Source organism: Empedobacter brevis, assembly GCF_965118635.1.
GTDB lineage: Bacteria > Bacteroidota > Bacteroidia > Flavobacteriales > Weeksellaceae > Empedobacter > Empedobacter brevis_A.
Genome location: NZ_CBCPHV010000016.1, coordinates 23,856 through 38,063, shown reverse-complemented (window position 1 = coordinate 38,063; position 14,208 = coordinate 23,856). Strand labels below are relative to the sequence as shown.

The following is a 14,208-nucleotide window of genomic DNA, read 5'->3' as shown; positions in this document are numbered from 1 at the left end:
ACAAAGATTTATTAATTTAATAACTATAATAAAAATGAAAAATATTATACAGAAATTTTTTCTGTTCTTATCTCTATGTCTATTTTGCTGGACATACGGACAAGATTGTAATAACCTTCCGGTTACTTGGACGACAAATAATTTCTCCTCAGGACTTAGTGTGAAATCTTCTCAAGGTGCATTTGGAATAGAACAATTTTCTAATAAAGCCAATGTAATAGATAATAATACAGAAAATGCATCAACTTGGACTTCAGCTGTAGTTAATCCAACAGCACATGTTGAAGCACAAAATAATTCAAATACATATCCAAAGGGTACATATGCAGGAGTAGTTTTATCTGAAACAAGTGCGCTTGCCTTATCAACAACCTATCGGGTTGAAACTTATTTAAATGATGAAGAAACAGGAGATTATATAGAGCTTTCTGTTCCTATAGCAGCAGTTTCTTCATCTAAAAGAAACCTTGGAGTTATATCAACAAAACCATTTAATAAAATAAGAGTAAAGGTGGACGTTTCAGGAATAGTAACTACGAATGTTTATTACTTTTATACTATTACACCAAAATCTTGTATTGAACTAGATACACTAGCTTGTAATACGAACACTCCAATTACACAAGAAAAGTTTGCAGCTGTTATTAATTATAAAGATAATAAAACAGGAACGAACGGATTAACATTAGGTAAAATTGAAAATCCTCAAAATATTGTAAATAATGATAATTTGGATTATGCGACGATGTCTCTAGGTGCTTCCATAGGAGCTTCAGCACAAGTATCTGTAAAAGATTTGGGAAAAGTATATGAAGCAGGATTTTTTGCGGGATTCGATATTAATAACCAAGATTTACTTAATGCTAACTTATTAAGTGGAACTAAGATCATAACTTATTTAAATGGTGTAAAACAAGAAGAATCAGATAATAACACGTTACTTGTTAATTTATCTTTATTAGGATTTGCTGATCGGGCAGAAGTAGGAATTATAACGACTAAGCCATTTGACGAAGTGCAATTTGTGCAAACAAATACTTTAGGATTGAATTTGTTTGGTAACACACAGATTTATAGTATGGTTGTTAAAAAAATGTGTAAAGGGCCTGAGCTTGCTTGTAATGAAGATACTAAAATTATAACGCCTGCATTTCCAGCAATTATTCAGAATTCACGTACAGGAGTAGAGGGACTAGTATCTACAAGTTCTGTGAAAAACTCAGCTAATGTAGTAAATAGTAATGCTGATGATTATGCTACAATTAATTTAGTAGGTTTAAATGAAAAAGCGACTTTATCTGTAGCAACAATTAATCGTCAATTTGATGCTGGATATTTTGCTGGATTTGAAATATCAAGTACAAGTCTTTTAAATCTAAATTTATTTGAAAATATTTCTATCAAGACTTATCTTAATGGTGTGGAGCAAGAAACATCAGATTCAAATAGTTTATTATTAAATCTGAAAGCTTTAGGAAGCTCTCCTAAAAGTGTTGTCGGTTTTGTAACAACAAAACCATTTGATGAGGTTCAATTAGTATTATCAACATTGGTAGGTGTTAACATAATTGGAGAGACAAGAGTTTATAATATGATTGTTAAAAAATTATGTAAAGGACCAATACCAGTGTGTAATGTGGACACTAAAATTGTATCTCCTACATACCCAGCAATTATTCAGCAAACTAACACTGGAACAGGAGGGTTATCTATAGGTTCATTGAGCAATTCAGGTAATGTAGTGAATAGTGATACAGAAGATTATGCTTCATTAAATATAACAGCTTCTTTAGCAGGAACAGCAACCTTGTCAGTTGCAACAACTGGACAACAATTTGACGCTGGAAATTTTGCTGGATTTGAAATATCGAATACGAATTTGCTAAATGTGAATTTATTAGGAGGAATCTCAATCAGAACTTATTTAAAAGGTGTAGAGCAAGAAACATCAACTCAAAGTAATTTATTATTAAATCTAAAAGCATTAGGTGGTACACCAAGAAGTGTAGTGGGGTTTGTAACAACAAAACCATTCGATGAAGTACAATTTAGAATGTCAACTTTGTTAAGTGTTGATCTATTAGGAGAGACAAGAATATATAATATGATTGTTAAAAAATACTGTGAAGGTCCAGATTTAGCATGTAATACCAATACATTAATAGGAAGTGATGAATATCCTTACAGAATAAGCAATAATACAGGAGTTACTGGTATTGCAACACTTGGTAGTATTGTTAATACATCTAATCTTTTAGATAATGATCCTTCAACTTTTGCATCAATAAATATTCCAGTAGGAGTTTTAAGCACAGCTACTATAGCAATACAAAAACAATTGACACCATTAAAAGCTGGAACTTATGTTTCTTTTGATGTCGTGTTTACAAATTTAGTTGACGTATCAGTTTTACCTAAATTAAAACTTCGTCTATTGAGAAATGGTGCTCAAGTAGGGATTGAAGAAAGTGGTAACTTTCTTTTAGGTGCAAATTTGGTTACGGATATTCGAAAAACTCTAGGATTTAAAGCTCCGGCTGAGTTTGACGAAATACAATTGATTTATGAGCAACCTGTAGGAGTATCATTGGGAACAATTAAGGTATATGATCTACATATTATGAATACATGTCAAAATTCTATTGATTGTTCTACAAATAATCCAATTGAAAATACACCTACACGTCCAGTTGTTGTTAATAACTTTAGAACTGGAATAGACGGGCTTGTTTGTGTTTTATGTAAAGTAGAAAACCCTGAAAATATTATTAGCCCTTCAGAAACAGATTATACAACATTAACTTTAGGTGTAGGTGTGGCAGGAAGAGTAGGAGTTAGTGTTTTAGATTTAACAAACAGATACCCAACTGGTACTCATGTCGGATTTACAATTGCAGATGTAGGAGGAATAATCAAGGCCGATCTTTTAGAGACGTTTGCTATTAAAACGTATTTAAATGGTAATTTACAAGAAACTGTATCTAGTACAGGTTTGTTAGATTTATCTGTATTAGGAATAATAAATGTCGGAATCGGACAAACAAATTATGGCTTTAAATCAACTAAACCTTTTAATGAAGTTAAAATAGAAATATCTTCTTTAGCGAGTGTAATCAATACAATCAAAGTATATAATGTAAGAATAAATCCAAGCAGTGCAACTGGAAACGATGGAAATCTAATTTGTTCGAATAATATATGTGTAAAATCTGGAGATTTCTCAATAGGAGGTACTCCATCTACAGCAATGGCTGTTTCTACACAAGCGTCACAAAGACCAACATGGCCAGCAGATGTACCAAACGGATTCATTGTTTTAGAATCAAAGAATAAAGGTCTTGTAATTTCAAGAGTATCAAATTCTTCAAATGTGCATCAACCACAAGAAGGAATGTTAATTTATGATACTAGCGCAAGCTGTATAAAACTATACAATGGTATAGAATGGAAATGTATTTCGAAATCGTGTAACACAGAGCCACTTTAATTATGAAAAATTTTATTTATATATTATTTATTTTAAGCAGTTTTTCTCATGCTCAAATTGCAGTTGGAAAAACAGAAGTTTCAGGATCAAATACATTATTAGATTTTGATCAAAACCCTATAAATTCAAAAGGTATTATTTTACCAGCTGTTACTAATACTACAAGTGTTGGACTAACAAACGGAACATTTGTTTTTGACATTAATACCAAAAAAGTACGAATGGTTGAAAATAACGAATGGAAGGATCTTAGTGATGTTGGAGATACATCAAAATTAAATTCAAATGTATCGACTGAAGTAGGAGATGGAGTAATTATCGGTGCTGAAACTTCAACAGCTGTTGGTGTATTGGTTTTAGAATCTACAGATAAAGCAATGATTTTACCGAAAGTAGCTAATCCCGATTCAACAGTAAAAAGCCCTTATGCAGGAATGATATGTTATGATACTGTTAGTAAATCGCTTGCTGTTTTTGATGGAGCAAACTGGAACTATTGGAAGTAAAAAGTTGAAAACTTTATAAAATTAATTTCAAAACCCAATGATATTTTATCATTGGGTTTTTTATTATAATAAAGAATTAATAAATGTAATTTGTTGTTTATCTATAATTTAAATATCTTTTTATACATTTTTATTTTTATGCTTTATGATAAAAAATAGTCTTAAATTTTATGCTAATTAATTGATAATCTATTATATATAATTTTTCTTTTATTGATATATTGTATTATTAATCAACAAGTTGTAGTACTTAATACTTTATAAATAAAACTTAATAAATGGACTCACTAAAATAAGAAAAAAGTATAAAACTAATTTAGATTAAATTAAAATAATAAGATAGCTTTGCCAAAATTTTTTAAATGAAAAAAGTAACAATTGTACTTTCATTATTATATGCTTCTATATCTTTTGCACAAGAAGCAGATTCTATTAAAACTAATACCTTAGGCGAAGTAATCATCAATACATTTATTAAGAAGGATACGGATACTTCTAATAAGATGCCTTTAAAATTCATAGAAAATCCACAAGTTTTTTCAAGCATTGATAAATCAGTATTAGAACATCAAGTTATCTTTACTGTAGATGATGCCTATCGTAATGTAACAGGTTTACAAAAAATGTGGAATTCTACTGGTAGATCTGGAGACGGGGGAGCTTATGTAACACTAAGAGGTTTCGTTTCGAATAATTCATTAAGAAATGGATTAGTAGCACCAGTTTCTTCTACAATTGATGCGGCAAACTTAGAAAGATTAGAAGTTTTGAAAGGACCTTCTGCAACTATGTTTGGAAGTAACGTAACATCTTATGGTGGAGTTGTAAACAGAATTACGAAAAAACCACACGAAGATTTTAATGGATCAGTAAGTGTTGCGGGAGGAAGTTATAATTTTTATCGTGCTTCGGCAGATATAAATGCTCCTGTAACAAATGATAACAAATTATTATTCCGAATTAATACAGCTTATACAAATTCTGGAACTTTTCAGAAAAAAAATATCGGAAATGAATATTTTACTTTCGCACCATCATTACGATATAAACCAAATGATCGATTAGATATCAACGTTGATCTTGAGATGTACGAAAATAATGCAATGGCTGAGCAAATGTTTTTTTACATGGCAGGAGTTCCTTCTTTAGGAATTAGTAATATGAAAGATGTTGAAAGAGTTTTAGGATTAGATTACAAACAATCTTATGTTGGAGATGGTCTTAAAGCAAAATCAAAAGTTAGAAATTTATTTGGACAAGTAAATTATGTGATCAATGATCATATTAAATCATCAACAAATATTAGTAATGCTTATTCTCAATCTAATGGATTCAGTCCTTACTTTTATGTAACTCCAAAAAGTACTTACACTAAAAACCCATTAGATACAGAATTGGGAGTAATGAGAGCAGATCAATCGACAAGAGATAGTAAAAAAACAACTTTCCAAGTACAACAGAATTTCAATTTCGATTATACATTTGGTAAAATGAGAAATAGAACTGTTGTTGGTTTTGATTATATGCAAACGAAAGATAATCAAATGTTTATTTCTGGTGATTTTGATTGGGTACCATTTAAAAATGGGGATTATGCTTCCATGAACAATAATTCTGTAATGGATTCTTATAATAAAGATAAAAATTTAGCAGAATATCCCGTAATAGGAGAGTTAAATACGTATAGTGCATATATTTCGAATGTTTTTACACCAGTCGAAGGATTAAATATTTTAGCATCTGTTCGTTACGAAAACAACGATTCTAAAAGAGGTCTTTTATATGGTAATAAAACAGAACCATATTCACAATCAGCTTGGTCTCCAAAATTTGGATTTGTATATGAATTTGTTCCAAGCAAATTTTCAATATTCGGAAATTATCAAAATAGTTTCAAAAGCAATGGATATTATGCTATAGATAAGGAAAATCACCAAGAACTTTCTGATCCTGAAAAAGGAAATCAATTCGAAGGAGGTTTAAAAATGAATATTTTTAACAATAAAATTAATGCAACTTTAAGCTATTATAATATCAATGTAAAAAATTCATTATTAAATACAGGAGAATATACTGAAAATACCCAAACTGTTCAAGCTGTTCAAGCTCAATCAGGAAAGGTTAAAAGTGAAGGAGTAGAATTAGAAGTTAATGCTTATTTAGTAAAAGGATTCTCTTTGGTAGGAGGATTAGCTTATAATAATGCGAAAATTACAGATAATCCATTTGATACTTCTTTAGAAGGAACAAGACCAACAACTGCTGGTTCTGAATGGTTAGCTAATTTTAATGCAAGTTATCAATTTTTAGATGGTTCTATCAAAGGATTAGGATTTGGAATTGGTGCAAACTATGCAAGCAAAAATCAAGTAAATAGTACATTTTATTTACCAGAATATTTTATCGTAAATGCAAATGCTTTCTACGATGCAAAGAAATTTAGAGTAGGAGTAAAAGTAGATAATTTAACAAATGAACATTATTGGATTGGTTATACAACTGCAAATCCACAACAATTAGTAAATGTTTCAGGAAGTTTAACATTCAAATTTTAATAAAAAATGACTTCCAAGCGAAAATCATCTAAAAAAAGTTCAAGACTGAAAAAAACATTAGGGAAACTACATCTTTGGTTTGGGTTATTTATTGGCTCTATTATTTTTATTGTTTCAATAACAGGAGCTTTATATGTTTTTAAAGATGAATTTGAAAATATTGTTCGAAAAGAAGTTATCTATCATCAAGAAAAAGATGTCGATAACAAAAAAGTTATTCCAATTCGTCAACTAGAAGAATTAGTTAAAGAACAAACCCAAGAAAAATATCCCATTCATTGGGTAAATATACCAATGGATAAAAACATGTCTTATATGTTTTTTTGGTATGAACATGATGAAAATGCTTGGAATTATTTTGACGAATTTCCTATTTACAAACAAGCTTATGTAAATCCATATACAGGAAAAGTCTTAAGAATTTATGATGAAAAAAATGGATTTTTTAACATCGTAAAAATGATACATTGGAGTTTCTTATTAAAACAAAGCTGGGGAAGCTATGTTGTAGGAATTCCAGTAATTATCTTTGTTTTTATGTTAATCAGTGGAATTGTATTATGGTGGCCCAAAAATAAAGCCGCTAAAAAACAACGCTTCTGGTTCCGATGGAAAAACATTAAAAATTGGAAACGTAAAAACTACGATCTTCATAATATTCTAGGATTTTATTCGTCAATCTTTGCGTTGATTTTTTCTATCACAGGATTATTTTATGCTTTTTTCTTTGTACAAGCTGCTATTTATGTGATATTTTCAGGAGGAAATACAACATATCCAGATTTTTCGCATATCAAGACAAAAGCTCCAATTGAATTAAGAACAGAATCTACTTTAGATAAAATAATAGAAACTGTAAAAACGAAATATCCAAATTCGTACGGTTTTTCGGTAGATTTAGGACATGAGCATATGGACGATCACGAACATCCAAATTTTGAAATATATGTTGCGCACAAAAAACAAGTTTTTTACAGCAGCAGCAGTTTAATTTTTGATGAAAATTCAGGTGAATTACTTCATACACACGATCCGAAGGATAAAAATTTTGGTGAAAAAGTGATAGGAGCAAATTATGATCTTCATGTTGGATCTATTTTAGGATTACCAACAAAAATTATAGCTTTTATTGTTAGTTTAATTTGTGCTTCTTTGCCAGTTACAGGATTTATGATTTGGTGGGGTAGAAGAAAAAAAAGTAAAAAAGCTTAATTGATCTATAATTAGATTTTATACAACTTAATAAAAAACCTCAATCTCATTTATGAGATTGAGGTTTTTCTATTTACAAACGATTATGCGTTTAACTTTGTTTTTCTTCTTGTCTTTCTGGAGTAGATTTATCTTCTGCAACTCCAGCTTTCCAATAAGAATAAGCATATAATTCGGAAGAAGACCATTCTAATTCTTTCCTAAAATAATGACGTAAATCTTTTACTGTAGCAAATTCGGCAGCAACATAAGCAAACTTCGAATCTATGTTTGGAATTTCGAAATCTCTTGCCAAAGCAGCTAACTTACTTCCATTTTCTGGATGTTGGTTATAAACCCATTGAATTTCCATTCCAGCTGGTTTTGCTATTATTTGTTCGTCTTCTTTTGTAGGAACTTCTAAGATAACTTTTCCTTTTGCGTTTTTTGGTAAAGCTTCCAAAATACAACTTATAACAGGCAAAGCAGTTGCATCGCCAATCAAAAAATACCAATCGGCTTGTGGATGTAGTGGCGCATCTTTTAGTTTCATTGCAACACCTAATTCATCACCAATTTCTGCATTTAATGCCCAATACGAAGCAGGACCATTTTCACCATGATTTACAAAATCAACGATTAATAGATTATTTTCTAAATCAATTCCTCTGTGTGTATAAGTTCGTAAGCTAGGACGAATATCTTCATCAGGTAAAATTAATTCTCCTGTTTCAGATTTTTTTTCTGAAAAATATACTTTTTTTTGTCCAATTGGCGGAACAAAAATTTTATTATTAACGCCTACAATACAGTTTTTGTAGGGTTCAACATTTCCTTTAAGCGTAATGCGAATCATATGTGGCGTAATCCATTCTTTCTTTTCGAGTACGAATTTGTCTCGATGTATTTTTGGTTTATCCATTTTTTTACTTTTTTAGAACTGCTTGTTTCACATCATTCGCCATTTGTTCTGTTGAAGATAATCCACCTCCAGATAAATACCAAATTTCAGGATTTAGATAAATAATGTTGTTATTCTTATATGCATTTGTTCTTTTGATTAATGCATTTTCGATTTCATCTTTATTTGTTTTAATACCATTTACTACAGCCGAACGATCTAAAACAAATAAATAATCAGGATTAGCACTTTCTATAAATTCGTTAGAAATTGGTTGACCATGAGTTGCAACTTCTAAAGTTTCATCAACTGGTTTTACACCCATTACATCGTGGATAAATCCAAATCTTGAATTTTTACCATATGCACTAAATTTTCCATTATTATATAAAACAATTAATGCTTTTTTATCTGATTTATTAATCTCATTTTTATCAGCATCAATTGATTTCTCAATTTCATTAATTCGTTTTTGAACCTTTTCTTCTTGTCCAAATATTTTTCCAAGAGTCAAATTGTTTTTCTCAAAACTAGCAAGATAATTTTTGTTGTCTACTTGATTGTAAATAGTTGGTGCAATTTCAGAAAGTTGTTTGTATAATTCTTCTGAGCGACCTGAAATAATGATTAAATCAGGTTTAAGAGCATAAATCTTTTCAAAATTAGGCTCGAATGTAGAACCGACATCTGTAATTGATTGATCATCTTTTATAGTTTTTAAATATTCGGGAATGAATTCTTTTGGAACTCCAACAGGTTTAATTCCAAGTTCATTTAAAGTTTCCATAGCACCAATATCAAAAACAACAACTTTTTTTGGTTGTACATTCACAGAAACCGTGTCTAAAGCATGTGCGACTTCAATAGTTTCCGCAGCATTTTCTGTCGTTTTTTCTTTTTTATCACCGCATGACGTTACGATGATTCCGATAGCTAGAGCTAAGATAATGTTTAGTTTTTTCATAATATTTTATTTAAAGTAGTTACAAATTATTGATTCATTATGTTCTATAATTTCAAATTTCATGTCGAATAGGTTTTCTAAATTTTGAGCTGAAATAACTTCAGAAGTTATCCCATGATTGAATATTTTACCGTTTTTCATTTCAATAATATAATCGGAATAATTAACCGCAAAATTGATTTCGTGAATCACAATAACAATTGTTTTCTTTTTCTCCAGAACCAATCGTTTCAGCATTTGCATAATTTGAACGGATAATTTCATATCCAAATTATTTAAAGGCTCATCCAACAAAATATAGTCGGTATCTTGTGCAATAATCATGGCTAAAAAGGCACGCTGTTTTTGTCCGCCACTTAGTTCATCTAAAAACTTTGTTCGTATTTCTTCTAAAGAACAGAATGCTAAGGCTTCATTTATTTTTTCTTTATCAGTTGAGGTTAATTTTCCTTTTGAATAGGGAAATCGACCAAAAGAAACCAAATCATCAATCGTTAAGCGAAGTTCCATATGATTAGATTGTTTCAGAATTGCTAACTGTTTTGCTAAGTCGTTACTTTTTATATCAGTTAGTAATTTATCTTCTAAAACAACAGTTCCTTTATCTTGAGTAAGCAATCGACTTACAATAGAAAGTAAGGTACTTTTTCCTGCGCCATTAGGACCAATTAATGAGATTAATTGCTCTTTTGGCAATGAAAGGTTAATGTCTTGTAAAACTTTTTGATTGCTAAATTGTTTTTCTATATCTTTTATTTTGATCATTTTTTTTGAGTTGATTTTAGAATTAGATAGATAAAATAAACACCACCTATAAAATTAATAATGATACTTGTTGTTGTAGAAAAGTTGAAAACATGTTCTACTAAAAATTGTCCTAAAAACAAGATGATACAAGCAATAACTGAACAATACCAAACCATTTTTTTATGTTTGTTTGTCGGAAATAATTCGTAACAAATATTGGTAACCATAATTCCAAGAAAAGCAATAGGACCAACTAAAGCTGTGGAAACAGAAACGAGAACACAAATTGTCATCATGTAAAATCGAATTAATTTCTCATAATCTAATCCTAAATTAATTGCATGTTCTTTTCCAAGCGCTATTACATCCAGATACTTTAAAAAAGGTTGTATGATTAAAAGCGTTATTATGGTTAAAATGGTAGCGATGATCAATAAATCAGTATTCATTTTATTGAATGAAACAAAAAGTTTGGTTTCTAGCATTGAGAATTCATTCGGATCAAGAATGATTTGGAAAAATTGGCTTATCTTTTCGAAAAGTGTTCCTAATACAACTCCGATTAGCAAAAGCAAATAAATGTTTTGTTTCCCTTTCTTAAAAAGTATAAAATACAGAATTGATGAATAAATTAACATTCCACCAATTGCAATAAAGAAATTATTGGTTTGTGTAATTGTACGAAAAGTAACATCGCCATACATATAAATAAGGATGGTTTGAATCAAGATAAAAACTGATTCGTATCCCATAATGGCTGGTGTTAGAATTCGATTATTTGTAATGGTTTGAAAAATCAATGAAGAATAGGCAACAGCAACAGCAACTAATGCCATTGTTGCCATACGAATTAATCGTTTTGGCAATATATATTCGTAATGTTCGCCAAGATCGAATCCTAAGAATAATGAGATTGATCCAATAAAAAGTAGCAATAAAATGAATAGGTTTAGATTTTTAGTTTTCATTAGTTCTTACGTTTTAAAAGAATAATTAAAAAGAAAATTCCACCAATAACACCTATTGTTAGACCGATTGGAAGTTCATAAGGAAAAATGATTAATCGCCCTATAATATCTGCAACTAACAAGAATATTGCACCATATAAAGCAGAAAGCGGTAACATTCGCCTTAAATTATCACCATATAACATACTCACGATATTGGGAACAACCAAACCAACAAAAGGAATTGCACCAACGTTAACAACAATAATACTTACTGTAAGTGAAACACAGATTAAACCAATTAATAATACTTGTTGATAGTTTAGTCCTAGATTTTTTGCATAGGATTCACCCATTCCTAAAACCACAAATTCATTAGCATAGTAATACAACATGACAACTGTCGGAATAATAAAATATAACGATTCGTAATTTCCTTGTAGAATACTGGAGAAATCTCCAATTAACCAACCTGCCATATTTTGAACGATATTATTTTTGAACGCGAAATAAGTCGCAAAAGCATTGATTATGTAACCAAACATAATTCCTAAAAGCGGAACAAAAATGATATTCTTATTTTTTACACGTTGTATTAAAAGAATAAAAAGGATACTAAATAAAGCCGTTACAATAAATGAAATAATCGTTTTTGTAATCAGACCATAACTAGGAAAAAGTAATATACTTATTAAAATACCAAATTTTGAAGCATCTATAGTTCCAATTGTAGAAGGAGATACAAATTTATTCTGAGCCAATTGTTGCATCACAAATCCAGCAACACTTAGTCCAATTCCTGAAAGAACTAGTGCCAAGGTACGCGGTAATCTACTTATTATAAGGATAGATTGTTCATCGTTGGTATTGTGTAGAAAGCTTTGCCATGTTATATCTTTTACGCCGACGATAAGAGATACTAAAAAAAGAAATGCAATAATTAAGCATGAGATTAGGTAGTTCAATTTTGTTTTATTTAGACTAATTATAAGTAAAAGTATAAAAAATAATCATTCTTACAAATGTGTTAGACAATCTTAACCAATTTTTAGTAAACTAAAATGATGAATTTTAGAGCTTTTACTAAGATTAATAATGATAAATAGGGAAAGAATATTAAAACAAGAAAAATGTTTATTCTGAATGACAATTTTTAATAAATAATAAGTAATTATTTGATTTTAAACTATTAAAACCTAAATTTAATGAGTATTCTATTTTCTAAATTAAATTTTAATATCAGGATATTTCAGATCCTAAATTTATAAGTAGATAGATTTTTATCTAAATAAATTCATTTAAGTTTTTTAACAAATTTTTTACTATTCATGCTGAATTATAATTTATTTACTAGAAGCATTTTATATTTTTCATAAAATTTTGGAAATAAAATTTTATTGATATGGAAATAATATGTAAATTTGTATCAGACAAAAAAGGAAATGGTGTTCTTCCTTGCCCAACTGCTTTAAATAGAAGCTGATGACGCCTGGTTAATTAAGTGTAATACATTTTAATCAGATAATTATGAAAATAAAACAGAAAAAGTCATTCAGCAAAAAAATCAAATTACAACTTCGTATTTTATTCAGAAAATTTCCAGTAATTACATACATTCTTAAATGGACATTGTTATGTTCGCTTATCGGAGTTTGTATTGGAAGTGTTTCGGCAGGTTTTCTTCAATCATTAGAATGGGCTACAAATTATCGTGAAAATCATTTGTGGTTAATTGCTTTATTACCTTTAGGAGGTTTTGCTATTGGTTTACTATATTATTATTACGGGAAAAGTGTTGAAGGAGGAAATAATTTACTTATCGATACTATAAATAATCCGCAAGATATTATTCCTCTTAAAATGGCTCCTTTTGTTTATATCGGAACAATGGTTACTCATTTTTTTGGTGGTTCGGCTGGGCGAGAAGGGACAGCTTTGCAAATGGCAGGTGCTATTGCAGATCAGTTTAGTAAGCCTTTTCGATTATCAAAAGCTGAAAGAAGAATTTTAATTATTGCATCGATTTCAGCTGGATTTGGCTCTGTATTTGGAACGCCATTGGCAGGTGCTATTTTTGGATTGGAAGTTTTTCTTATCGGGAGATTAAAATATGATTCTATTTTTCCTGCATTTACAGCTGCAATTATTGCTGATTTAGTAACAAAACTTTGGCAAACTCATCACACACATTATCATATCAATTTTGTTCCAGATATTTCATTTCTTAACATTATTTATGCGATTATTTCGGGTGTTATTTTTGGTTTATGTGCAGCAAGTTTTAGTAAACTAATGCATAAAACAAGTTCAATATTCAAATCAAAAATTAAATTTCCACCTTTTCGTCCATTAGTTGGTGGTTTTATAGTTGTTCTTGCAGTTTGGTCAATTGGTACGACAAAATACATTGGTTTAGGAGTTCCTACGATTGTACAATCGTTTGATGTACAATTACCAAGTTATGTTTTTGCTATAAAAATGATCTTTACTATAGTCACTCTTTCTGCAGGATTTAAAGGAGGTGAAGTGACGCCATTATTTTTTATTGGAGCAACTTTGGGGAGTGCATTGAGTCTTTTCATTCCATTACCAATAGGACTTTTAGCAGGAATGGGATTTGTTGCTGTTTTTGCCGGAGCAACAAATACTCCTTTAGCATGTATTATTATGGGAATTGAGCTTTTTGGTGTTGAATGTGGCGTTTACGTTGCTATTGCTTGTGTTGTCGCATATTTGGTTTCAGGGCACAATAGTATTTATAATAAACAAATAATTGGTGAGCCAAAGAATTATCGATTTATAAATCAAAAAGGAAAAACGTTAAGCGAATTGTAAATAACAATTAGAGAATGATCTGAGTTATTTAAGGTGAAAATTAGAAGTTCTTATTTATAAATGCTTTAGAAAAGT

The 14,208-nt window shown here is 29.8% G+C and carries 10 protein-coding genes and 1 riboswitch; of the genes, 5 read left to right on the top strand and 5 right to left on the bottom strand.

The annotated features are described in order from the left end of the window. The first annotated feature begins 34 nt into the window (after positions 1-34). The 4 genes from ACMHJW_RS13805 to ACMHJW_RS13790 all read left to right on the top strand — a co-directional run bounded on the left by ACMHJW_RS13805 (position 35) and on the right by ACMHJW_RS13790 (position 7,760). Entirely contained in the window at positions 35-3,487 is a 3,453-nt protein-coding gene (locus tag ACMHJW_RS13805) for a hypothetical protein (protein ID WP_413533986.1), read from the top strand. Positions 3,488-3,489: 2 nt separating this feature from the next. Beyond that, positions 3,490-3,993 (top strand): hypothetical protein, encoded by a 504-nt coding sequence (locus tag ACMHJW_RS13800; RefSeq protein WP_413533985.1) that lies wholly within the window; start codon positions 3,490-3,492, stop codon positions 3,991-3,993. Between the two features lie 362 nt (positions 3,994-4,355). Then, positions 4,356-6,548 carry a TonB-dependent siderophore receptor gene (locus tag ACMHJW_RS13795; RefSeq protein WP_413533984.1) on the top strand — a complete coding sequence of 731 codons (2,193 nt, stop codon included), beginning with the start codon at positions 4,356-4,358 and terminating at the stop codon, positions 6,546-6,548. Positions 6,549-6,554: 6 nt separating this feature from the next. Beyond that, positions 6,555-7,760, top strand: a complete 1,206-nt coding sequence (locus ACMHJW_RS13790; RefSeq protein WP_413533983.1) for a PepSY-associated TM helix domain-containing protein — start codon at positions 6,555-6,557, stop codon at positions 7,758-7,760. Between the two features lie 91 nt (positions 7,761-7,851). Here ACMHJW_RS13790 and ACMHJW_RS13785 read toward each other — a convergent pair whose 3' ends face one another. The 5 genes from ACMHJW_RS13785 to ACMHJW_RS13765 are packed head-to-tail and all read right to left on the bottom strand — an operon-like array spanning position 7,852 to position 12,263. After that, a complete protein-coding gene (locus ACMHJW_RS13785) occupies positions 7,852-8,661 on the bottom strand; it encodes a siderophore-interacting protein (RefSeq protein ID WP_413533982.1) in 810 nt (269 codons plus the stop codon). Between the two features lie 4 nt (positions 8,662-8,665). Further along, entirely contained in the window at positions 8,666-9,604 is a 939-nt protein-coding gene (locus tag ACMHJW_RS13780) for a siderophore ABC transporter substrate-binding protein (protein ID WP_413533981.1), read from the bottom strand. A gap of 6 nt (positions 9,605-9,610) precedes the next feature. Beyond that, positions 9,611-10,369, bottom strand: coding sequence for an ABC transporter ATP-binding protein (locus ACMHJW_RS13775; RefSeq protein WP_413533980.1), 759 nt, complete (start codon positions 10,367-10,369; stop codon positions 9,611-9,613). Continuing rightward, complete coding sequence (locus ACMHJW_RS13770) at positions 10,366-11,319, bottom strand: iron chelate uptake ABC transporter family permease subunit (protein ID WP_413533979.1); 954 nt, start codon at positions 11,317-11,319, stop codon at positions 10,366-10,368. Before ACMHJW_RS13770 ends, ACMHJW_RS13775 begins: the two co-directional genes overlap by 4 nt. Then, the gene (locus ACMHJW_RS13765; protein ID WP_413533978.1) at positions 11,319-12,263 is read right to left on the bottom strand and encodes an ABC transporter permease; all 945 of its coding nucleotides are present in this window, start codon (positions 12,261-12,263) and stop codon (positions 11,319-11,321) included. The genes ACMHJW_RS13770 and ACMHJW_RS13765 overlap by 1 nt, the downstream gene beginning before the upstream one ends. Before the next feature lie 464 nt (positions 12,264-12,727). Continuing rightward, positions 12,728-12,797, top strand: a riboswitch (Fluoride riboswitch). A 28-nt stretch (positions 12,798-12,825) separates the two neighbouring features. Between ACMHJW_RS13765 and ACMHJW_RS13760 the strand changes: the two genes are divergently transcribed. Continuing rightward, positions 12,826-14,133 carry a voltage-gated chloride channel family protein gene (locus ACMHJW_RS13760; RefSeq protein ID WP_413533977.1) on the top strand — a complete coding sequence of 436 codons (1,308 nt, stop codon included), beginning with the start codon at positions 12,826-12,828 and terminating at the stop codon, positions 14,131-14,133. Positions 14,134-14,208: the final 75 nt, after the last annotated feature.

What these genes read in the sequence shown, in the direction of transcription:
- ACMHJW_RS13780 (WP_413533981.1), bottom strand. Translation starts at nt 9,604, where the DNA reads ATGAAAAAACTAAACATTATCTTAGCTCTAGCTATCGGAATCATCGTA.
- ACMHJW_RS13785 (WP_413533982.1), bottom strand. Translation starts at nt 8,661, where the DNA reads ATGGATAAACCAAAAATACATCGAGACAAATTCGTACTCGAAAAGAAA.
- ACMHJW_RS13795 (WP_413533984.1), top strand. Translation starts at nt 4,356, where the DNA reads ATGAAAAAAGTAACAATTGTACTTTCATTATTATATGCTTCTATATCT.
- ACMHJW_RS13800 (WP_413533985.1), top strand. Translation starts at nt 3,490, where the DNA reads ATGAAAAATTTTATTTATATATTATTTATTTTAAGCAGTTTTTCTCAT.
- ACMHJW_RS13775 (WP_413533980.1), bottom strand. Translation starts at nt 10,369, where the DNA reads ATGATCAAAATAAAAGATATAGAAAAACAATTTAGCAATCAAAAAGTT.
- ACMHJW_RS13760 (WP_413533977.1), top strand. Translation starts at nt 12,826, where the DNA reads ATGAAAATAAAACAGAAAAAGTCATTCAGCAAAAAAATCAAATTACAA.
- ACMHJW_RS13805 (WP_413533986.1), top strand. Translation starts at nt 35, where the DNA reads ATGAAAAATATTATACAGAAATTTTTTCTGTTCTTATCTCTATGTCTA.
- ACMHJW_RS13770 (WP_413533979.1), bottom strand. Translation starts at nt 11,319, where the DNA reads ATGAAAACTAAAAATCTAAACCTATTCATTTTATTGCTACTTTTTATT.
- ACMHJW_RS13790 (WP_413533983.1), top strand. Translation starts at nt 6,555, where the DNA reads ATGACTTCCAAGCGAAAATCATCTAAAAAAAGTTCAAGACTGAAAAAA.